The 20,684-nt window shown below is 63.6% G+C and carries 19 protein-coding genes, 5 tRNA genes and 3 pseudogenes; 5 read left to right on the plus strand and 22 right to left on the minus strand.

All coding sequences use genetic code 11. The features are described from left to right. Positions 1 to 15 precede the first annotated feature (15 nt). The 10 genes and pseudogenes from AUC69_RS13865 to AUC69_RS13895 all read right to left on the minus strand — a co-directional run bounded on the left by AUC69_RS13865 (position 16) and on the right by AUC69_RS13895 (position 7,346). A tRNA-Val gene (locus AUC69_RS13865) sits at positions 16 to 91 on the minus strand. Positions 92 to 213: 122 nt separating this feature from the next. After that, positions 214 to 489: an HU family DNA-binding protein gene (locus AUC69_RS13870; RefSeq protein ID WP_069442681.1), complete on the minus strand. Its 276-nt coding sequence runs from the start codon at positions 487 to 489 to the stop codon at positions 214 to 216. 198 nt (positions 490 to 687) lie between these two features. Next, positions 688 to 1,893 (minus strand): annotated as a pseudogene (locus tag AUC69_RS18750) (S16 family serine protease). Further along, on the minus strand, positions 1,866 to 2,435 hold the full coding sequence (locus AUC69_RS18755) for an AAA family ATPase (RefSeq protein WP_244500270.1): 570 nt from the start codon (positions 2,433 to 2,435) through the stop codon (positions 1,866 to 1,868). Before AUC69_RS18755 ends, AUC69_RS18750 begins: the two are co-directional and overlap by 28 nt. Beyond that, positions 2,405 to 2,965: an LON peptidase substrate-binding domain-containing protein gene (locus tag AUC69_RS18760; RefSeq protein ID WP_244500271.1), complete on the minus strand. Its 561-nt coding sequence runs from the start codon at positions 2,963 to 2,965 to the stop codon at positions 2,405 to 2,407. The genes AUC69_RS18755 and AUC69_RS18760 overlap by 31 nt, the downstream gene beginning before the upstream one ends. 415 nt (positions 2,966 to 3,380) lie before the next feature. Next, the gene (gene clpX, locus AUC69_RS13880; protein WP_069442682.1) at positions 3,381 to 4,646 is read right to left on the minus strand and encodes an ATP-dependent Clp protease ATP-binding subunit ClpX; all 1,266 of its coding nucleotides are present in this window, start codon (positions 4,644 to 4,646) and stop codon (positions 3,381 to 3,383) included. Positions 4,647 to 4,916: 270 nt separating this feature from the next. Beyond that, a pseudogene (locus AUC69_RS13885) lies at positions 4,917 to 5,596 on the minus strand (ATP-dependent Clp protease proteolytic subunit). 133 nt (positions 5,597 to 5,729) lie between these two features. Continuing rightward, on the minus strand, positions 5,730 to 5,855 hold the full coding sequence (locus tag AUC69_RS19450) for a hypothetical protein (protein ID WP_342018608.1): 126 nt from the start codon (positions 5,853 to 5,855) through the stop codon (positions 5,730 to 5,732). 15 nt (positions 5,856 to 5,870) lie between these two features. Beyond that, positions 5,871 to 7,175 (minus strand): trigger factor, encoded by a 1,305-nt coding sequence (tig, locus tag AUC69_RS13890; RefSeq protein ID WP_069442684.1) that lies wholly within the window; start codon positions 7,173 to 7,175, stop codon positions 5,871 to 5,873. An 86-nt stretch (positions 7,176 to 7,261) separates the two neighbouring features. After that, a tRNA-Leu gene (locus tag AUC69_RS13895) sits at positions 7,262 to 7,346 on the minus strand. A gap of 246 nt (positions 7,347 to 7,592) precedes the next feature. On the opposite strand from AUC69_RS13895, the gene AUC69_RS13900 reads away from it, so the two are divergent. Genes AUC69_RS13900 through AUC69_RS13915 form a run of 4 tightly spaced genes read left to right on the plus strand, consistent with a single transcriptional unit; the run spans position 7,593 to position 11,533 of the window. Next, the gene (locus AUC69_RS13900; protein ID WP_069442685.1) at positions 7,593 to 8,627 is read left to right on the plus strand and encodes a cysteine synthase A; all 1,035 of its coding nucleotides are present in this window, start codon (positions 7,593 to 7,595) and stop codon (positions 8,625 to 8,627) included. A 26-nt stretch (positions 8,628 to 8,653) separates the two neighbouring features. After that, the gene (gene sseA / locus AUC69_RS13905; protein ID WP_069442710.1) at positions 8,654 to 9,505 is read left to right on the plus strand and encodes a 3-mercaptopyruvate sulfurtransferase; all 852 of its coding nucleotides are present in this window, start codon (positions 8,654 to 8,656) and stop codon (positions 9,503 to 9,505) included. Positions 9,506 to 9,544: 39 nt separating this feature from the next. Continuing rightward, positions 9,545 to 10,717: a cystathionine beta-lyase gene (gene metC / locus AUC69_RS13910; RefSeq protein WP_069442686.1), complete on the plus strand. Its 1,173-nt coding sequence runs from the start codon at positions 9,545 to 9,547 to the stop codon at positions 10,715 to 10,717. Positions 10,718 to 10,744: 27 nt separating this feature from the next. Next, positions 10,745 to 11,533, plus strand: coding sequence for an SDR family NAD(P)-dependent oxidoreductase (locus AUC69_RS13915; RefSeq protein ID WP_069442687.1), 789 nt, complete (start codon positions 10,745 to 10,747; stop codon positions 11,531 to 11,533). 4 nt (positions 11,534 to 11,537) lie between these two features. On the opposite strand, the gene AUC69_RS16625 is transcribed toward AUC69_RS13915, so the two are convergent. From AUC69_RS16625 to AUC69_RS13950, 8 genes and pseudogenes are all read right to left on the minus strand, one after another. Next, positions 11,538 to 12,191, minus strand: coding sequence for a sodium:calcium antiporter (locus AUC69_RS16625; protein ID WP_158008126.1), 654 nt, complete (start codon positions 12,189 to 12,191; stop codon positions 11,538 to 11,540). Beyond that, the gene (locus tag AUC69_RS16630) at positions 12,097 to 12,588 is read right to left on the minus strand and encodes a hypothetical protein (protein WP_158008127.1); all 492 of its coding nucleotides are present in this window, start codon (positions 12,586 to 12,588) and stop codon (positions 12,097 to 12,099) included. The genes AUC69_RS16625 and AUC69_RS16630 overlap by 95 nt, the downstream gene beginning before the upstream one ends. A 143-nt stretch (positions 12,589 to 12,731) precedes the next feature. Further along, positions 12,732 to 13,625 (minus strand): SMP-30/gluconolactonase/LRE family protein, encoded by an 894-nt coding sequence (locus AUC69_RS13925; protein WP_069442688.1) that lies wholly within the window; start codon positions 13,623 to 13,625, stop codon positions 12,732 to 12,734. Between the two features lie 41 nt (positions 13,626 to 13,666). Next, a tRNA-Arg gene (locus tag AUC69_RS13930) sits at positions 13,667 to 13,742 on the minus strand. Between the two features lie 38 nt (positions 13,743 to 13,780). Next, positions 13,781 to 14,086 (minus strand): ETC complex I subunit, encoded by a 306-nt coding sequence (locus AUC69_RS13935; RefSeq protein WP_069442689.1) that lies wholly within the window; start codon positions 14,084 to 14,086, stop codon positions 13,781 to 13,783. A 32-nt stretch (positions 14,087 to 14,118) separates the two neighbouring features. Beyond that, positions 14,119 to 14,195, minus strand: a tRNA-Pro gene (locus tag AUC69_RS13940). A 121-nt stretch (positions 14,196 to 14,316) separates the two neighbouring features. Beyond that, positions 14,317 to 14,778, minus strand: coding sequence for a DUF192 domain-containing protein (locus AUC69_RS13945; RefSeq protein WP_244500272.1), 462 nt, complete (start codon positions 14,776 to 14,778; stop codon positions 14,317 to 14,319). Between the two features lie 20 nt (positions 14,779 to 14,798). Further along, positions 14,799 to 15,370: pseudogene (locus tag AUC69_RS13950) on the minus strand (cold-shock protein). Between the two features lie 463 nt (positions 15,371 to 15,833). Here AUC69_RS13950 and AUC69_RS13955 point away from each other — a divergent pair. After that, the gene (locus tag AUC69_RS13955; protein WP_069442690.1) at positions 15,834 to 16,253 is read left to right on the plus strand and encodes a VOC family protein; all 420 of its coding nucleotides are present in this window, start codon (positions 15,834 to 15,836) and stop codon (positions 16,251 to 16,253) included. Between the two features lie 44 nt (positions 16,254 to 16,297). Here the strand turns inward: AUC69_RS13955 and AUC69_RS13960 are convergent. The 4 genes from AUC69_RS13960 to AUC69_RS13975 form a co-directional block, all read right to left on the minus strand. Next, positions 16,298 to 16,372 (minus strand) — tRNA-Glu (locus tag AUC69_RS13960). Between the two features lie 56 nt (positions 16,373 to 16,428). Beyond that, on the minus strand, positions 16,429 to 18,213 hold the full coding sequence (gene recJ / locus AUC69_RS13965; protein WP_069442712.1) for a single-stranded-DNA-specific exonuclease RecJ: 1,785 nt from the start codon (positions 18,211 to 18,213) through the stop codon (positions 16,429 to 16,431). A gap of 112 nt (positions 18,214 to 18,325) precedes the next feature. Further along, complete coding sequence (gene glpX / locus AUC69_RS13970) at positions 18,326 to 19,315, minus strand: class II fructose-bisphosphatase (protein WP_069442691.1); 990 nt, start codon at positions 19,313 to 19,315, stop codon at positions 18,326 to 18,328. 61 nt (positions 19,316 to 19,376) lie between these two features. Next, entirely contained in the window at positions 19,377 to 20,678 is a 1,302-nt protein-coding gene (locus AUC69_RS13975) for a homoserine dehydrogenase (protein ID WP_069442692.1), read from the minus strand. Between the last annotated feature and the right edge of the window lie 6 nt (positions 20,679 to 20,684).

Genomic DNA, 20,684 nt, shown 5'->3' on the forward strand with positions numbered 1-20,684 from the left:
CTCCCCTGACGAGAATGGTGGGCGGTGACAGTCTCGAACTGCCGACATCCACGGTGTAAACGTGGCGCTCTACCAACTGAGCTAACCGCCCTTCTATGAAGGGGAAGCCTATGACCGCGCTGCGGCCGGTGCCTATAGGGAATTTTTCCAAATAAAAGGGCGAAGCCTCACCTTAGCAAGGCCTCGCCCAGAAGATCGATAACGCGTCCGGGCTTAGGAGTTGCAGGCCTCTTTGAGAGCCTTGCCAGCGCGGAATTTCGGCACCTTCGACGCGGGGATCTGAACCTCGGCACCGGTGCGCGGGTTGCGTCCAACGGAGGCCTTGCGCTGCGCGACCTGGAAGTTGCCAAAGCCGACGATGCGCACGGTGTCACCACCGCTCAGGGCCTTCTCGATGTTTTTGAACGTCGCGTCCACGGCCTTCTCAGCCGAGTCCTTCGACAGTTCGGATTCCTTCGCCACATGGGCGACCAGCTCAGCTTTGTTCACGGGTCTCCATCCTTTCGCTTGGCCCCAATCGCAGGGCTTGCACCCTCGAGGCCGCTTTGGGTACGCGATGATTCACAAACAAGTGGTGTATGACTGGCGCAAAAAACGAGGAAAATCAACAAATATGCCCGACTCGGTGCATAAGGCCGGACTACGCGATTGAGGCAAATCGACGGCAGAGACGCACTCAAAGGCCGATCAGTGGGCGGTGAGACCCGTCGCCGGTTTGTCCTTCGCCGGGACGACTTGCGCCGCCCCCTCACCTTCTTCCTCCCAAACGATCGGCTGGGGCGGACGGGTGAAGGCGAGTTTCAAAACCTCTTCCACGCGGGACACCGGCAGAATTTCGAGTGAATTCTTAAGTGAGTCCGGTATCTCCGTAAGATCCTTGGCATTTTCCTCAGGAATAATCACCGTCTTGATGCCGGCACGGAGGGCTGCAAGCAGCTTCTCCTTGAGGCCGCCAATGGGCAGAACCCGGCCACGCAGGGTGATCTCCCCGGTCATGGCAACCTCGCGCCGCACGAATTCCGGTCATCAGAGAGATGATCGCGGTGGCATGGCCACGCCAGCCGAGGGGCCGTCCTTTGGCGTCGCGCCTTCGGGGACGTGAACGTGGATATCCCGCCTTTCGAAAAGCGGCGGCTCGATGCCGAAATCCACGGCCCTGGACCGAACATACGCATTCGCGGCCTGGATTGATTCTTTCATGACATCGCGCAGATTGCCGGTCACGGACATCTTGCCCTTGCCCGGCATCATCACGCCCTCGATGGTCAGAATCTCACCGCCGACCTCGGTCCAGGCAAGACCGGTGACAACACCGACCTGGTCTTCCAGCTCGGCCTCGCCATAACGGTATTTCGGCACGCCGAGATAGTCCTGCAGGTTCTTGAGAGTGATCCGAACCGACTTCTTCTTCGTGGTCAGGAGTTCCTTGACCGACTTCCGGGCGAGTTTGGCAATCTCGCGCTCGAGGCTACGGACGCCAGCCTCACGCGTGTAGCGGCGGATGACTTCCTTCAACGCGTCGTCCTCGAGCGTGAACTCATCCGGCTCAAGGCCATGGTTCTTGACCTGCACGGCGATCAGGTGACGCCGGGCGATCTCGACCTTCTCGTCCTCGGTGTAGCCGGCGATGCGGATGATCTCCATCCGGTCCATCAGGGCCGGCGGAATGTTGAGCGTGTTGGCGGTCGTCACGAACATAACGTTGGAAAGGTCGTAGTCGACCTCCAAGTAATGGTCGTTGAAGGTGTGGTTCTGTTCCGGATCGAGCACTTCAAGGAGCGCCGAGGCCGGATCGCCGCGGAAATCGGCGCCCATCTTGTCGATCTCGTCGAGCAGGAAGAGCGGATTGACCTTCTTGGCCTTCTTCATGGACTGGATGACCTTGCCAGGCATCGAGCCGATATAGGTCCGGCGGTGTCCCCTGATCTCGGCCTCGTCGGCACGCCGCCGAGACTCATCCGCACGAACTCACGGCCCGTGGACTTGGCAATGGATTTGCCGAGCGAGGTCTTGCCGACACCGGGAGGGCCGACCAGGCAGAGGATCGGGCCTTTCAGCATATTGGTCCGGGCCTGCACTGCGAGATATTCGACGATGCGGTCCTTGACCTTCTCCAGGCCGTAATGATCGTGATCGAGCACCCGCTGGGCCTCGTCGAGATCGCGCTTCACGCGGCCCTTGACGCCCCACGGGATCGCCAGCAGCCAGTCGAGATAGTTGCGCACGACGGTGGCCTCGGCCGACATCGGGCTCATCTGGCGCAGCTTCTTGAGCTCGCCCATGGCCTTCTCGCGGGCTTCGCGGGAAAGCTTGGTCTTTTCGATCTTGTGCTCGAGCTCCGCCAGATCGTCGCGGCCCTCGTCGCCGTCGCCGAGCTCCTTCTGGATCGCCTTCATCTGCTCGTTCAAGTAGTACTCGCGCTGCGTCTTCTCCATCTGACGCTTGACGCGGCTCCTGATCTTGCGCTCGACCTGTAGGACCGAGATCTCACTCTCCATGAGCGTGAAGACGCGCTCCAGCGCTCGGACACCGAGGTGACCTCGAGAATTTGCTGCTTCTCGGCAATCTTGATGGCGAGATGCGAGGCGATGGTGTCGGCGAGCTTGGAGTAGTCCTCGATCTGGCTCGCGGTGCCGAGCACCTCGGGCGAAATCTTCTTGTTGAGTTTCACATAGCTCTCGAACTGGGACACCACCGAGCGGGCCAGCGCTTCGATCTCCTCCTCGGAGCCTAGCGTCTCCTCGACCGGCGCAGTCTCGGCCTCGAAATAGTTCTCGTTGTCGGTATAGCGAGTGATGGTGGCGCGGCGCGTCCCCTCGACCAGCACTTTCACGGTGCCGTCGGGGAGCTTGAGCAGCTGCAACACCGAGGCGAGCGTACCCAGCTCATAGATGCCGTCCGCGGTCGGCTCGTCGTCAGATGCATTTTTCTGGGCAACGAGGAGGATTTGCTTGTCCGTGCGCATGACCTCTTCGAGGGCCGCGATCGATTTCTCGCGCCGACAAAGAGCGGCACGATCATGTAGGGGAAAACGACGATGTCCCGGAGAGGCAGCACCGGATAAAGCTCCGGGGCGCTTTCTGTGGTCTCGGACGGGTTGGTTTCAGTCATAATAGTTCCGTCGCTTTCTTCTGAGCGGCACCGAACGGCGATCCGCGAGCTACTCTTTCAGTTCCCCTCCCCCAAGGTCCGCCTGGATGCATTGTCCCGGCAAAAGCCGGGACGGGCACTGCGGCATGTTGGCCCGCCAGCCAGTTCACGAAGGTGGCGACCGGCCATGCCGCCGTCAAGTGGCCGTTCCCCGAAAAGGCATACGCCGAATTCCCACCGATTTGAGTGGGATTCGCCTGTCCCTTCAAGCGGGGAATGGCGGTCAGCGGTCAGGCGCTCGTGCCGACCTCTTCGTGCCGCTCGGAGTAGATGCGCAAGGGACGTGCCTTGCCTTCCACCACTTCGGCGCTGATGACCACCTCTTCGACCCCCCGCATGCTCGGAAGCTCGAACATGGTGTCGAGCAAGATGCTCTCCATGATGGACCGCAGACCGCGCGCGCCGGTTTTGCGCTCGATCGCCTTCTTGGCGATGGTGCGGAGCGCTTCGTCGGCAAACGAAAGCTGCACATCCTCCATCTCGAACAGGCGCTGATACTGCCTGACGAGCGCGTTCTTCGGCTCGCTCAGGATGCGCATCAGGGAGACTTCGTCGAGGTCGTCCAGGGTTGCGATCACGGGCACCCGACCGATGAACTCGGGGATGAGGCCGAATTTGAGCAGATCCTCCGGCTCGATGCCCCGGAGCACGTCGCCGGTGCGCCGCTCATCGACCGTTTCCACATTGGCGCCGAAGCCGATCGAGGTCGACCGGCCGCGGGCGGAGATGATCTTCTCGAGACCGGCGAAGGCGCCACCGCAAACGAACAGGATGTTGGTGGTGTCGACCTGAAGGAATTCCTGCTGCGGGTGCTTGCGGCCGCCTTGCGGGGGCACGGAGGCAACAGTCCCTTCCATGATCTTGAGCAGCGCCTGCTGCACACCCTCGCCCGATACGTCACGGGTGATCGATGGGTTGTCGGACTTGCGGCTGATCTTGTCGACCTCGTCGATATAGACGATGCCCCGCTGGGCACGCTCGACATTGTAGTCGGCCGCCTGCAGGAGCTTGAGGATGATGTTCTCGACGTCTTCGCCGACATAACCCGCCTCGGTCAGCGTGGTGGCGTCGGCCATGGTGAAGGGCACGTCGAGGATGCGGGCAAGCGTTTGGGCGAGCAGCGTCTTGCCGCAGCCCGTGGGCCCGATCAGAAGGATGTTCGACTTGGCGAGCTCGACATCGGAATTCTTGCCGGAGTGATTGAGCCGCTTGTAGTGATTGTGCACGGCGACCGACAGCACGCGCTTGGCGTAATCCTGGCCGATCACGTAATCGTCGAGGACCGCGCAGATCTCCATGGGCGTGGGCACGCCGTCGCGCGACTTCACGAGGGAGCTCTTGTTCTCCTCGCGAATGATATCCATGCAGAGCTCGACGCATTCATCACAGATGAACACCGTTGGGCCTGCGATAAGCTTGCGAACCTCGTGCTGACTCTTGCCGCAGAAAGAGCAGTAGAGGGTGTTCTTCGAATCAGCTCCACTCACCTTGCTCATTCTCTCATCCAGTTTTTCTTGGTTTCTGCTCAGCGCCGGTGGCCGCCCGCCTGCGCACTATTGGTCCTCTTTCCCGCTTTGCAAGTATGAGCGATTCCCCTTGGGAAGCTGCCCGACACGCAATCTCAGCATGCTAGGGCGTCACTGATCAAGGATTGATTAATCCCGTTGTTCCCGAAGGGGGACATCTCATTCCGCAACCCGGACGGTGCAGGGACCATGCCCGACCCCAATGCGGCAAGGCCCAAGCGAGGATTTCGCCGGTTAGCCCTAATGGGGCTTAAGGGGCTGTTCCGTGGGCTCAAGACGTCGGGGCCGCCTTCTCGAGCTTCTCATCGAGCGGAGTCCGCTTGCTGATACCTCGTCCACCAGGCCGAAAGCTTGGCTTCTTCCGCCGTCAGGAAGTAGTCGCGGTCGAGGGTCTTGTCGATGGTCTCGTAGTCTTGGCCCGTATGGTGGACATAGACCTCGTTGAGACGCCGCTTCATCTTGATGATGTCCTCAGCATGCCGCTCGATGTCGCTCGCCTGTCCCTGGAAACCGCCGGAGGGCTGATGGAGCAAGACACGCGCATTCGGCAGTGCGAAGCGCATGCCCTTCTCGCCGGCACACAGCAGCAGCGATCCCATGGACGCGGCTTGGCCGATGCACAGCGTGGCCACCGGCGGCCGCACGAACTGCATGGTGTCGTAGATCGCCATGCCGGACGTCACCACGCCGCCGGGCGAGTTGATGTACATGGAAATCTCTTTCTTGGGGTTCTCCGCCTCCAAGAACAGCAGCTGCGCCGTGATCAACGAAGCCACGTGGTCCTCGATCGGGCCGGTGACGAAGATGATCCGCTCCTTGAGCAGGCGGGAGTAGATGTCGTAAGCGCGCTCGCCGCGGTTGGTCTGCTCGACCACCATCGGCACCAGCGTGCTCATATATGTCTCGACCGGATTGTTCATGAATGTCCTGCGTTTAGGAGCTTGCCGCCGGTCCGGGGACGACGAGCGATTCTGAAGGGTTGGTCTACTACATATGGGGCCTAGCCCCGAAACGGAAGAGGCCATATTGCCACTTCCCCTCACCTGGCTTCCGCTACTCAGTCGTGCTTGTGATCGTGGTCGTGGTCATGATCGTGCCCATGGCCGTGATCGTGGTCATGGTCGTGACCATGGCTATGCCCATGGTGGTGTTGGGCGGGGCCGTCGCCCTCGTCGGCATAGAGCTCCTCCACGCTCACCGGTTTGTCGGCGACTTGGCCAGCTCGAGGACGTAATCCACCACCTTGTCTTCGAAGACCGGCGCCCTGAGTTCCGCCAGCATCTCGGGGTTGTTGCGGTAGAAGTCGTAGACCTCCCGCTCCTGGCCCGGGAACTGCCTGATGCGCTCCAGTAGCGCCCGGTTCACCTCCTCGTCGGTCACGTTGATCTCGTTGCGTGAGCCGATCTCCGACAGCAGCAGTCCGAGGCGAACACGCCGCGCGGCGATGTCGCGATATTCCTCGCGCGCCTTCTCCTCGGTCGTGCCTTCGTCCTCGAAGGTCTTCTTGTGATGCTCGAGGTCCTTCATCACTTGGCCCCAGATCGCCTGGAACTCATTGTCGACGAGGGTGGGCGGCAGTTCGAAGGTGTGGCCTTCGTTGAGGGCGTCAAGCAACGCGCGCTTCACCTTGAGCCGCGAGGCCATGGCGCGGTCCTGCTCCATCCGGGCCCGGACGGTGTCGCGCAGCTGCTCGACCGATTCCACGCCGAGGCTCTTGGCGAACTCGTCGTCGAGGGCCGGTGTCTCCGGTCCGGCCACTTCCTTGACCGTGACCTCGAACTGCACGGTCTTGCCGGCGAGCTTGGCTTCCGGATAGTCCTCCGGGAAGGTCGCCTCGACAACACGCTCTTCGCCCGTCTTGGCGCCGATCAAGCCATCCTCAAATCCGGGAATGAAGCCGCCGGAGCCGAGCGTGATCGGCGCATCCTTGGCGGTGCCGCCCTCGAAGGCCTCGCCGTCGAGCTTGCCCACGAAGTCGATGGTCACCCGATCGCCCTTCTCGGCGGCGCCGTCCTTCGGCTTATAGTTCTGGTTGGTGGCGAGGATCCTGTCGATCGACGTGGCGATGTCTTCATCGCTCACCGGTGTGACCGGGCGCTCCAGCGAGAGCGTGGACAGATCCATGATCTCCACAGTGGGGAGCACTTCGAAGGAAAGCGTGTAGGCCAGATCGCCGGTGCCTTCGAAGATCTGATTGATTCTCGCCTCGTCCTCGGGCAGCGCCACCTTCGGCTGGAAGGCCGGACGTTCCTCCCGTTGGGACAAGGCCTCGCGGCTCGTCTCGGCGACGGCCTGCTGCACGACCTCGGCCATCACCGAGCGGCCATAGACCTTGCGTAAATGCTCCTTCGGCACATGACCGGGCCGGAACCCCTTGATCTTCGCCTTACCCTTGAGGTCGTCGAGACGCGAGGAGAGCATCTGCTCCAGCTCATCGGCGCCGACCACCACCTTCAGTTCGCGGCGCAACCCGTCTGCATTCGTTTCAATGACGTTCATACCGTCTCAATCCACCACCGTTCGGCGCCCATGGGCGCGCCTGTCGCAATCGAACCATCCAACGAAGCTGGTTCCCGAGAATTGGTTGGTGCGGGCGGAGGGAGTTGAACCCCCACGGCCGAAGCCACCAGAACCTAAATCTGGCGTGTCTACCAGTTCCACCACGCCCGCTTAGTTAGGCCGGCGGCGCGTGGCCGCGCCGGCACCTTGTCCGCCGGTCTATATACACAGCGGATTCTCCGGCTGCTAGCCCGAGGCGACGATGTTGGCAAGGCTAACCCTAATCCATGCTCGCTTTGCCGGAAGCCATGGAACGGCATGCCTCAGGCGCCGGGTTTCTCGCAATTTCCGCGACTTGCGGCGGCCGGTGGCCCTCAGTAGGCTGCCGAACAACAAGAGATTCCAAAGGTTCCCCCCTTGTCCTACCGTAACGGCATCATCGAAACGATCGGCAACACGCCGCTGATCAAGCTCAAACGCGCGTCCGAAGAGACCGGCTGCACGATCCTCGGCAAGGCCGAGTTCATGAACCCCGGCCAGTCGGTCAAGGACCGCGCGGCGCTGTTCATCATCCGCGACGCGCTCAACGCCGGAAGCCTCAATCCGGGGGGTACGGTGGTGGAAGGGACGGCCGGCAACACCGGCATCGGCCTGACGTTGGTCGGCAACGCGCTCGGCCTGAAAACGGTCATCGTGATCCCCGAGACCCAATCCGACGAGAAGAAGCAGATGCTGCGTCTCGCCGGGGCCGAGCTGATCGAGGTCCCCGCGGTTCCCTATAAGAATGCCAACAACTACGTGAAATATTCCGGCCGGCTGGCGGAGGAATTGGCGCGCACGGAACCGAACGGGGCGATCTGGGCCAACCAGTTCGACAATGTCGCGAACCGCCAGGGCCATATCGAGACGACGGCGCAGGAGATTTGGCGCGACCTCGACGGCAAGGTCGACGGCTTCATTTGCGCGGTCGGCACCGGCGGCACGCTGGCCGGCGTCTCCATGGGTCTGAAAGAGCACAACCCCGACATTGTCATCGGCCTCGCCGATCCCATGGGCGCGGCGTTGTACAATTTCTACAAGCACGGCGAACTGAAGGCCGAGGGCAGCTCGATCACCGAAGGGATCGGCCAGGGCCGTATCACCGCCAATCTGGAAGGGGCTCAGATCGATGAGGCCTATCAGATCCCTGACGCGGAGGCGCTGCCGGTGGTCTTCGACCTCCTGAGCGAGGAAGGTCTCTGCCTGGGCGGGTCGAGCGGCATCAATGTCGCAGGCGCGATCCGTCTGGCCAAGGAGCTGGGACCCGGCCATACCATCGTCACGGTGCTCTGCGATTACGGCACGCGCTATCAAAGCAGGCTGTTCAACCCGGAATTCTTGCGCGAAAAAGGGCTGCCCGTGCCCGCATGGCTCGACCACGCCGAAGCTGCGGCGCCGAGCGTGTTCGTCTAGCTTAGATAAGAATTGGAGAAGTGACTTTGTCGACGCCAAAGACATGGCTGATTGAGACCGACGAGCTCGAGCGCGAGCTCGACGCACCTGATTTTGTGATCATCGACGCCACCTGGTACATGCCGGGCGAAGGCAAGGACGCGCGCGCGGAATATCTCGCCGAGCATATTCCCGGCGCGATCTTCTTCGACATCGACGAGATCGTCGATAGCAAGAGCGCCCTGCCCCATATGCTCCCGCCGCCGGAGAAATTCTCCTCGCGCATGCGGGCAATGGGCATCGGCGACGGGCAGCGGGTCGTGGTCTATGACCGCCACGGCATGTTCAGCGCTCCGCGGGTGTGGTGGATGTTTCGCGTCATGGGCGCCGACGATGTCAGCGTCCTGAATGGCGGCTTGCCAAAATGGAAGGCCGAAGGGCGTCCGCTCATGACCGGCGAGCCGGCGCCCCGCACGACGAGGCATTTCACGGCACGGCGCAATCTCGATCTCGTGCGCGACCTCGATGACATGAAAGCACTGATTCAAGACCGCTCGGCGGCGATCGTCGATGCGCGCTCGCCGGAGCGGTTCGCCGGCAACGCGCCCGAGCCCCGCCAGGGCTTGCGCGCCGGCCACATTCCCGGATCACAGAACGTGCCCTTTGGGCAGCTCCTCAATGCCGACGGCACGCTGAAGTCACCCGACGAGTTGAACAAGGTCTTCGAGGCAGCCGGTGTCGATCCACACAAGCCGGTGGTCACGAGCTGCGGCTCAGGCATCACCGCTTGCGTGCTTGCGCTGGCGCTGTCCGAGGCCGGTCATCGCCGCACGTCGGTCTACGATGGCTCATGGGCGGAATGGGGCGCCAATGAGAGCCTTCCCATCGAGACCAGCTAGAGCCTTGGGCGAGCCCCCTCGCCCCGGCCAAAGGCTCGCATGAGCAAATCCTCAAAGACCCAGAAGCCAGATACGCGCCTCGTCCACGCAGGGCGTGATCCGGCGCGCTATCATGGCTTCGTCAACACGCCGATCTATCGCGGCTCGACGGTGCTCTATCCCACCTTGGCCTGTCTCGAGGCCGACGCGCAGGATTTCAGTTACGGCCGCCTTGGGACACCGACCGTCCAGGCGCTCCAGTCCATGCTCGCCGAGTTGGAAGGGGGCCATACCACCCTGCTCACCCCGTCGGGACTTTCGGCGATCTCGGTGGCGCTGCTCGCCTTCGTCGCGGCCGGCGACCACATCCTCGTGTCCGATAGCGTGTATCGCCCGACACGGCGATTCTGCGACAACGTGCTGAAGCGGCTCGGCGTCAGCACCACCTATTACGATCCCCTCATCGGCGGGAAGATCGCCACGCTCATGACCGACAAGACTCGGGTCGTGTTTACCGAGTCTCCCGGGTCGCAGACGTCGGAGGTGCAGGATATTCCTGCTATTGCGGAAGCCGCGCACGCGCGCGACGCCGTTGTCATTACGGACAACACCTGGGCGACGCCGCTCTACTTCAAGCCGTTCGAGCACGGCGCCGACGTGGCGGTCCAGGCCGCCACCAAATATATCGTCGGCCATGCGGACGCCATGCTCGGTGCCATCACCACGAGGCAAGCGACGTCGAAGGCTGTCGCGGCGCGCCATGACGAACTAGGACTGTGCCCTGGGCCTGAAGACGTCTATCTCGGCTTGCGGGGTCTGCGGTCGTTGAGCGTCCGGCTCGAACGCCACCACAAGTCCGGACTCGCCATGGCCGAATGGCTCGCGGCGCGGCCGGAGGTTGAGCGCGTGCTGCATCCGGCACTGCCGGGCGATCCCGGTCATGCGCTGTGGGCGCGCGATTTCACCGGCGCGTCGGGTCTGTTCTCCATCGTCTTGAGGCCGTGCAGCCACGAGGGCGTTGCCGCGATGCTCGACGGCCTCGAGTTGTTCGGCATGGGCTATTCCTGGGGAGGATATGAGAGCCTAATTTTGCCCTTTAACCCAAGCAGTTATAGATCCGCGACAAACTGGCAGGCGAAAGGTCCGGGCTTGCGTCTTCACATCGGCCTGGAAGATGTCGAGGATCTGAAGGCAGATCTCGATGCGGGCTTCGCCAGGCTCAGAAGCGCTTAGCTTTCACGACACGCAAACGAGGCATTCATGGATCTGAGGCTCGACGGCAAGCGCGCGCTTGTCACTGGATCGACGGGCGGTATCGGCTTCGCCATCGCCGAGGGTCTGGCGCGGGAAGGCGCGGAGGTCATCGTCAACGGCCGTAGCGAAGAGCGCGTGGCCAAGGCGGTTCACGCTCTTGCCCAAGACGGCCTGCGCGCCGTCGGCAACGCCGCCGATCTCGGCACGGCCGAGGGCACCGCCTCCCTCGCCGAAGAGGCCGGCAAGGTCGACATCCTCGTCAACAATGTCGGCATCTTCACCCCCGTGCCTTTCGTCGAGATCACGGATGCGGATTGGCAGGAAATCTTCGATGTCAATGTCATGAGCGGGGTGCGGCTCAGCCGGGCGCTTCTGCCGGACATGGTCGCGCGCAAGTGGGGACGCATCATCTTCATCTCGAGCGAGTCCGGCGTGCAGACGCCGCAGGAGATGGTCCATTACGGCGTGACCAAGACGGCGCAGCTCGCCTTGTCCCGCGGTATCGCCGAGAGCGTGGCGGGCACCGGCGTGACGGCCAACGCCGTGCTCCCCGGTCCGACCCGCTCCGAGGGCGTCGTCGAGTTCGTGGAGAAGCTCGCCGCCGATCAGGGCGTCGACCAGGCCACGTTCGAGAAGGACTTCGTCAAGACCATGCGGCCCTCGTCGTTGATCGGCCGCTTTGCCGAGACCGAGGAAGTCGCCAACCTTGTGGTGTTCTTGTGCGGCGAAGGCTCCTCGGCGATCACCGGCGCGTCGCTGCGTGTCGACGGCGGCGTGGTCCGCAGCATCCTCTAAGATCTCAGCTGAAGTGATAGAACACCGCGAGCGTCATCGCGTAGACGACGAGCACGAGTGCCGAGTCGATGCCCATGCCGAAAATGGTGCGGCGTGAGCGGATCAAGAGTCCGGCGAGATAGATCGAGGTGACGAGCACGCCCGATACGAGCGCGAAGGCGGTCGCTTGATCGATGGCGCCGAGGATCGGGGCGCCGCTATAGGCGAGATCCGCCGGCAGCACGAGCGCGACCATCAGCAGATTGCTGCCGAAGATATTCGAGATCGCCATGCTGTGGGCGCCGATCCGCACGGCGGCGAAGGTCGTGCTCACCTCCGGCAGCGAGGTGGCGCTTGCCAGAAGTGTCACGCCGATGAAGCTTGAGCCCAGCCCGGTCTGCTCGGCGATGGCCGCGGCACTTGCGGTCAGTCCCAACGCGCAAATGAGGATTACGCCGCTCAGCATGGCGAAGCCCCAGACGAGGGATGGGAAGGCTTTCCGATCGAGCTCTCTCGGCACCACGTCGCCGATCAACGGCTCCTCCGTCTCGGGCACCTCGATGGGGACCCAAGGCGCGTTCCGGTCATATTCCCGCAGCATGAAGACGATGCCCACATAGGCGATGCCGAGAAACAGCGTGCCGAGCCCGACGCCGAAGGGCAGCGAGAACTCGCCCACCGCGTGAAGTCCGATGAGCAAGGCCAGGAGGGCTATGAGCAGGGTCGCTTCGAGCGCGAGGCGGGCCGCGCGGATAGGACGTCAAGGCGACGGCGGCGAAGGACAGGTCGGCCAGCGCGAGGATCGCCGTCTGCATGGTGATGCCGCCGAACATGTTGCCGAGCACGAGTTCGGCTTCGCCGGCGAGCGCGCCGTAAAGCGTCGTCACCATCTCGGGTAGCGACGTTGCGGCCGCGACAAACACGAGACCCATGAAGGCCTGGCCGATACGCTTCCGATCGGCGATGGCGTCGGCATAAATGGCCAGACGGCTACCGGCGAACCATACGCCCGACGCTGCCAGGACGAAGACGGTGAGGTTGACGGCGATGGGCAGTTGCGCGAGGGCCGAGATCAAATGAGCAATCCTGTCCTATCCAGTGGATACGCAGCGCCACGGTTATTTTGGAGTTGGTCTGCGAAGCCGGTTGAGCCCCGGCATATATGGTGGCTGTCAGCCTCTCGCCAATGACGTAGAGCGCCGCAGCCAACTGGGCTCTTCTATTTAGCCTTCTTCTTCTGCGTCTGGGGTGGTGGTTCGCTCAAGCGGTAGGCCGCGAGCGTGTTGTCCAGCATCATCGGGATTAGGACCGTCTTCGTCGGCGGGAAGAAGGTCAGATCGGCGCTGCCCTGATTGAGGTCGATCAACAGATCCGCCTTGCCCTTGGAGTCGATCCGATAGAGCGCGCCGCCGGCCCAATCGGTGACGAGGTAGACGCCGGCATCCAGCGGCTCGAGACCATCGAGATTGCCCACCGGCTCCCCCTTGCCCATCGGCTCGATTGTCTGGTCTTCCAGGTTCACGGCGAGCAGTCCGGCAAGCTCCTGCTTTTGTCCTTCGCCTGGCATTCTGCCGAACGAGGCGACGATGAGCTTGTCTCCCTGCACGAGCAGCCCATTGGGCCCGTTCAAGTCGTCATTGGCGAGCCAGGGCTCGAACGTCCCGTCTTTGAGGCGCCAGATCGTGTTCATGGGGGTGTCGGAGGCGTAGACGGTGCCATCCTCGGCGATGGCGACATCGTTGAGAAAGATCGCGCCTTTCGCCTTGTGACGCTTGGTAACGTTTCCTGAGGCGGCGTTGATCTCCACCAACTCATCCACGTCGGCCACGTAGAGCGTGCGGTCGCGCAGTGCGAGGCCCGTCGGTGCGTTCAGCCCCTTGACCCAACTGCGCTCCAGGATGGTGCCGTCCGGCTTGATCCGCGTGATGAAGCCGTTGCCGTCCTTCTGCATGACGGCACCGTTGATGTTGCTGACGTAAAAGACGTCGGTGACCGGGTCATGGGCGACGGACTCCGGTTGCGCCAAACCCTTGGCCTCCCAAAGCAGCTTCGGCTCGGCGGCGGCTGTGCCGGCAAGAATCACGGTCAGGACAAGGCTGAGAAGCAGACGCATAAGTCCCCCTGCTGAAAACGGGCTGGCTCCCTAGAGCGAGATGGCGATCCCGGCAGGATTCGAACCTGCAACCCTCTGCTTAGAAGGCAGATGCTCTATCCCTTGAGCTACGGGACCCCTCTTCTTGGCGGCAGTATAGGCCGAAACAATGACTATCAGTGCGTCCAGCGGTCGGGCCGGCCGAACTTGAAGTTCTCAGCATAGGATTTGGGCCGGAGCTTGGTCGCATTCGGCTCCTCGAGGCGGAAGGCGATGCCATTGTCGGTGGCGAAGGCGATCGCTTCCTCTTTGGTGGCGAAGCTCATGCGCACCTGCCGTCTCGTGTCGCCAGAACTCGTCCAGCCCATCAAGGGCTCAATCACGCGCGGCTGGTCGGGCAGATATTCCAGCACCCAATCGCGCGAGGCGGCCTTGCCTTGCTGCATTACATTCTGGGCGGGCTTGTAGATCCGGGCCGCCATGTCGTTCCCTCTCCGTTTGGCCGAAACACGAATGGTCGGGGCAGCAAGATTCGAACTTGCGACCCCCTGCTCCCAAAGCAGGTGCGCTACCAGACTGCGCCATGCCCCGAATCAATCGTTGGCCAATGGCTGAGGCATTCGGGCAGACCCGGAACAGCCATGCGAAGACATACATAATTGCCCTGGCCGCCTCAGGCTAGTGCCAAGGCGTTAAAGCCGCGTCATCGGGTCTAGGGCGCCGCTCGATCGCCGAAACCGGGGTAGATCACGCGGTCGCCCCGCTTGAGCCCGATCTTTTCGGCCTGACCGGCGTTCAGCTCCAGGACCCCGCCGACCTCGCCGCCGGAAGTGATCAGGTCGGTGGAGAAGGGCTCGGTATTGGGCTGGATGCGATGGACCCGGCCGTCTCCGGAAATGAAAACCATATCGAGCGGGATAAAGGTGTTGCGCATCCACATTCCGACACGCTGCGGTGGGTCGTAGATGAAGAGCATGCCGGCCGATTCCGGCAGCGAGCGGCGGAACATGAGACCCAGCGCGCGCTCGCTGTCGGTCGTTGCCACTTCCACATCATAGCGGTGCTCGCCGCTAGCGGTCTCGAGCACAAGCGTGTCCGTGCCGGCGGCGATGCCGCCTGTTGGCGGCATCAGCAGCGCGAGACTCGTCAGCCAAGCGCCGGCAATGCGTGTCACGGAAGCTGAAGCGCGGGGTGTCAGTGAGAGGCCGGCCCGTTCGCACCGTCGGGCTTGAGTTCGGCCGCCATGAGCCCCTTCGAGCCCCGGCCATAGCGGACCAGCAGCGACTGTCCCGGCCTGAGCTCGGTGAAGCCGCAACGGCGGAGCGTCTCCATGTGCACGAAGATGTCGAGCGTCGAGGGCCCGCGCGCAGGAAGCCGAAGCCGCGGAGACGATTGAACCACTTCACCATGGCCCGCTCCCAGTCGCTTTCCGGGATCACGATGACGTGGGTCCGCTGCGGCAACTGCGAGGGATGGATTGCGGTGGTGTCGTCCATCTCGAGGATACGGAACGCCTGCAGCCCCTTGGGCCGGCGCAGCACCTCGCAGACGACTCGCGCGCCCTCGTAGGCGGTCTGATGACCGTCGCGCCGAAGACAAGTCACATGCAGGAGAACGTCGGGAAGATCTTCGTCTGGTACAATAAAGCCATAACCCTTGGACGCATCGAACCACTTGATCGACCCTGAGACCTCGAACACATCGACTGTGGCATCCTCGTCGCGTTGGGTATGTTCCTCTAGATGTGGCGGTTCTTTCGCCCCCATGCCGCATTCCCCCGCTTAACTTCCATCAGCCGATACGACGCCCCACTAACGAATCGACTGGAACACTCTCTTTCGAACATAGCATTGCCCCCTAACGTGGCTAGTGGAATTTTCCTGGGCGCAATCCCTTCTCCACAAGCCGCGGCGAGGTTCGCGACGCTTGCGTAAGCGCGCGCGCAAGCGGCTGATTAGCAAGCGAAACTCTCGCGGTTCACACGCGCCGCCGTTGGCGCCGCCGCGCCATGCGGAATCTCGATGACGACGGCGCAAACGTTTCTGCCAGCGAGTAAATTCTCGTTCACTGCGCCCCTTACGCCACGCTGTGTGCGCCGTGCAACAATGGCGCGTTATTTTGCGTTTTTATGGCGCGGAACGGCCTTGCCCGTAGCCCTTGCCACACGCGCGCGCTCCGCTTTAGGGTCCGGGCCAGTTTCGAACCACAGCACGAGGAGACGATCCTTCGATGAAGTACCTCCACACGATGGTGCGCGTTTCCGATGTCGACAAGTCGCTCGACTTCTATTGCAACAAGCTCGGTCTTAAAGAGACCCGCCGCATAGAGAGTGAGCAAGGCCGCTTCACCCTCATCTATCTGGCCGCGCCGGGCGACGATCACACCGAGGTCGAACTCACACACAACTGGGATCCGGAAGTCTATGGCGAGGGTCGCAATTTCGGCCACCTCGCCTTCGAGGTGGAGGACATCTACGCCACCTGCGAGAAGTTGATGAAGGGCGGCGTCACCATCAACCGGCCGCCGCGGGATGGCTACATGGCCTTCATCCGGTCGCCGGACAACATCTCAATCGAGCTCTTACAAAAGGGCGGGCCGAAGCCGAAGCAGGAGCCTTGGGCGTCGATGGAGAATACCGGAAAGTGGTAGCCGGGCGCCCCGCGAAACGCGGGCCGATGGCCACTCGGGTCGACTGGTACCCCCTAGGGGAATTGAACCCCTGTTTCCAGGTTGAAAACCTGGCGTCCTAACCATTAGACGAAGGGGGCGTACCGGGCCGAGCCCCGTCATATAGAAAGCTTTGCGCGCGCCCGCAAGAACGCGGTTAGGCGCCGTCCCCGCCGGGGTCCGCGGCATCCTCGATGATCAACTCCACGCTCTCGCGCCCCTGCCAGACCGAGCGGCGCAAATGCCCGGCCACGTGCAGCGTGGTCCCCTCGCCTTTGGCGAAGAGGTCGCCGAGCGGCGTGCCCGCCACCCGGAAGGCACACGCCTCGATGCGCCCGCCGTCGGCGCTGAGGAGCGTGCAACGCAGATGGGCTTGGGCTTGGCCGATAGCGCGCAGACGGGTCACGCGATGGGCCGGGAAGACGAAGCGCGGCTGCGGGTACCGTGAGCCATAGGGGCCGGCGCGGTCGAGCAGATTGATCAGATCGAGCGTCGCACCGCGGGCCGACAGCGCGCCGTCCGAAGCGGCTCGCGGCGGCGCGGTGGCGTCTGCCACCGCTTGCGCCAAACGGTCCTGCAGAAACTTGCGCGCCGCGTCGTGCTTGGCCCGGTCCAGGGTGAAGCCGGCGGCCATGGCGTGTCCGCCGCCCTTGAGGAACACACCCTCCTGCACCGCCGCCCTGACGGCGGCACCGAGATCCACGGACGGCAGCGAGCGCGCCGAGCCGGTCGCGGTACCGTCCGCCTCGAAGGCCATGACGAAGGTGGGGCGATGAAACCGGTCGGCGATGCGGCCAGCGACCAGGCCGATGAGTCCCTTGTGCCAACCTTCGGCGCCAAGAAAGATCAGCGGCAGGTCCGGCGTGGCCTCGATGGCGGCTTCGGCGCGCGCGAAGGCCTCCTCCAGCATCACCTCCTCAATGGCCTTGCGCTCGGTATTGAGCGCCTCGAGCTTGGCGGCGATGGCCCGGGCTTCGACCTCGTCGTCGCAAGCGAGCAGTTTGGCGCCGAGCCCCGATGCGCCGACCCTGCCGCCGGCATTGATGCGCGGCCCAAGGATGAAGCCGAGGCTGTAGGGTGTCGGGGCTTCGTCGAGACGCGCGGCGTCGGCGAGAGCCCGCAAGCCGGCATTGTGCCGGAGCCTGAGCACTTTGAGCCCCTGGGTGACGAAGGCCCGGTTGATACCGTGAAGGGGCACCACCGCAGACGTCGCGAGCGCGACCATGTCCAGCAGACCGAGAAGATCGGGCTCGGCGCCGCCTTGGTAGGTGCCCTCCAGGCGCAGCACGGCGGCGGTCGCCACGAGAAATAGAAACACGACGCCGGCGGCAGCCAGATGGCCTTGCCCCGACAGGTCGTCCTGGCGGTTGGGATTGATGACGGCGAAGGCCTCGGGCAGCAGCTCGTCGGCCTGATGGTGGTCGAGGATGATGACGTCCGCGCCGGCCGCATTGGCGGCGGCGACGGCGGCGCCCGAGGTCGTGCCGCAATCGACGGTAAGGATCAGGCTCGCCCCTTCCTCCACAAGGCCGGTTAGCGCGCCTGGAGTGGGTCCGTAGCCCTCTTTCAGGCGGTCGGGGATGTAGGTGGCACAAGGCTGCCCGTGGGCCCGCAGGAAGCGCTCTATGAGGGCCACGGACGCGGCGCCGTCCACGTCGTAGTCGCCGAATACGGCAACGGGTCGCCGCGCGGATCGCGTTGCGAAGCGTGCGGCGGCACGCTCCATGTCTTGCAGGCGCGCCGGGTCGGGCAGCAATGTGCGCAGCGACGGGTCGAGATGGCGGTCGATGGTGTGGAGATCGGCGCCGCGGGCGGCCAGCACCCGGCCAAGCAGCTCCGGCAGGCCGTGGGCCTGGGCAATGGCCGCGGCGGCAAGGGTGCGCCCGGGATCGAGACGCTCGATCCAGCGGCGTCCGCGCGCGGAACATTCCACCCCAAGCATTGCCGGCGCGGCGTCTTTCTCGTCGTATTTCAATGCCGCGGTCACGCCGTCAAACTCGCTTCCGTTCTGAGGAGAGAACAGCGAGTGTAACTGATTCGCTTGGAGCGCCCCGTCAGTCGAACTTGCCGACGTCGGGATGCTCCGTCCTGATCCACCGCACGGTCCGGGTCGAGGCGCGCATCACCACCGAATGGGTGAAGACGGCGTCCTTGGTGAAGCGCACGCCTTCCAAGAGCGAGCCGTCGGTGATGCCGGTGGCGGCGAAGCTGAGATCACCCGAGACCATGTCGGTGATGGCGTATTTTCGGTCGAGATCGGCGATGCCGGCGGCACGGGCGCGGGCCCGATGCTCCTGATTCAACGCCACTAGCCGTCCTTGCATCTGACCGCCGATGCAGGCAAGCGTCGCGGCGGCAAGCACCCCTTCCGGCGCCCCGCCGATCCCCATGTAGATATCGATGCCGGTCTCGCGCGGCTCCGTCACATGGACCACCCCGGCGATGTCGCCGTCGCTAATCAGGCGAAGTGCCGCGCCCGCGGCGCGCACCTCCTCGATCAGCTTGCCGTGCCGCGGCCGGTCGAGAATGCATACGGTGAGCTCGCTGACCTGGCATCCCTTGGCCTTGGCGAGCGCCTCAAGGTTCTCGGCCGGAGTGGCGTCGAGGTCGACGAGGTTGTCGGGATAGCCCGGGCCGATGGCGATCTTCTCCATGTAGATCACCGGCACCTTCAAGAAGCTCCCACGCTCGGCCACAGCCAACACCGACAACGCATTGGGCAGAGCCTTGGCGCAGAGCGTGGCGCCTTCCACCGGGTCGACGGCGAGATCGAGCGTCACGCCTTCAGACGATCCGGCGCCGATGGTCTCACCGTTGTAAAGGATCGGGGATTCGTCCTCGTCGCCTTCGCCGACGACCACGACGCCTTCGATGGGCAGGCGGGCGATCTCGCGATACATGGCGGCCGCGGCGGCCTCGTCGGCGGCGGCCTCGTCACCCCGCCCCCGCCAGCGGGCGGCGGCAACGGCCGTGGCTTCGGTAACGCGGACGATATCCAACGCGAGCGCGCGGTCGAGCTCGGTCCTGGCCGTAGCCTCTGACACGTTCGATCCTCCCCAGCTCATCGCGCGAACGCCGTCGCGTCGTTCTCTTACCGAATCTGTATCACAGTTTTTCGATGCGGATCATTTGGGGCTTGGCGTCCACATGGCCGTCGCGCTCGATGGCCGCCAGCGCCTTGCGGACGGCGGCTTCCGTCGTCTGATGGGTCACCAGGACGACAGCCGCGCGAGCATCGCCCACGCTGCTGCGAGGCCGCCGTTGGACGATGCTCTCAATGGAGATCTTCTGCTCGGCCATGCGCTGGGCGATGGCGGCGAAGGCGCCGGTCCGGTCGTGGACGGACAGACGGATGTAGTAGCCGCCTTCATGGGCGCGCATCTGGGCCTTCTTGTAAGGCTTCAGGTCCTTCGCCTTGATGCCGAACGCCGGCAAGACGTGACCGCGGGCGATGTCGATGATGTCGCTCATCACCGCCGATGCCGTGGGGCCGCCGCCGGCGCCGGGGCCGATCAGCATGACGTCGCCGACGAAATCGCCGTCGATGGCCACGCAATTCGACACGCCATCGACCTCGGCGATCGCCGTGTCCTTCGGGACCATGGTCGGATGCACGCGCTGCTCGATACCGCTGTCGGTGCGCAGCGCTACGCCGAGCAGCTTGATGCGGTAGCCGAGATCGTCCGCCGCCTCGATGTCGGCGGGCGTGATCGTCTCGATGCCTTCCACGTAGACGGCGTCGAAGCTGGTGCGCGTGCCGAAAGCGAGGCTCGTCAGCAGTGCCAGTTTATGGGCGGTGTCGAAACCGCCGATATCGAATGTCGGATCAGCTTCGGCATAGCCTTGCGCCTGCGCCTCCTTCAGCACATCGGCGAACCCTCTGCCTTCCTGTTCCATCAGGGTCAGGATGTAATTGCAGGTTCCGTTGAGGATGCCGTAGACGCGCGAGATGTCGTTGCCTTGCAGGCCCTCGCGGATGACCTTGACCACGGGAATGCCGCCGGCGACCGCGGCCTCGAAGTTGAGGGCCGCACCATGCTTCTCGGCGAGCGCCGGCAAGCTCGCGCCGTGATGAGCGAGCAGCGCCTTGTTGGCGGTGACCACATGCTTGCCGGCCCGGAGCGCGGCCTCGACCGCCTCCTTGGCCACGCCTGCCTCACCGCCGATCAACTCGACAAAGACGTCGATCTCGGGATCGGTGGCCAGCTTGACCCGGGTCTGGACGAAGCGAACACGCGATAGATCAACGTCGCGCTTCTTACGCTTGTTGCGGGCGGACACGGCGACCACCTCGACGGGTCTGCCGGCGCGCGAGGCAAGCGTATTGCGGCGCGCCTCTATGAGCCGCAGCAGGCCGCTGCCGACAGTGCCGATACCGGCCAGTCCAAGCTTCAATCCATCAGCCATCGGAAA

It is taken from the genome of Methyloceanibacter superfactus (assembly GCF_001723305.1).
GTDB lineage: Bacteria > Pseudomonadota > Alphaproteobacteria > Rhizobiales > Methyloligellaceae > Methyloceanibacter > Methyloceanibacter superfactus.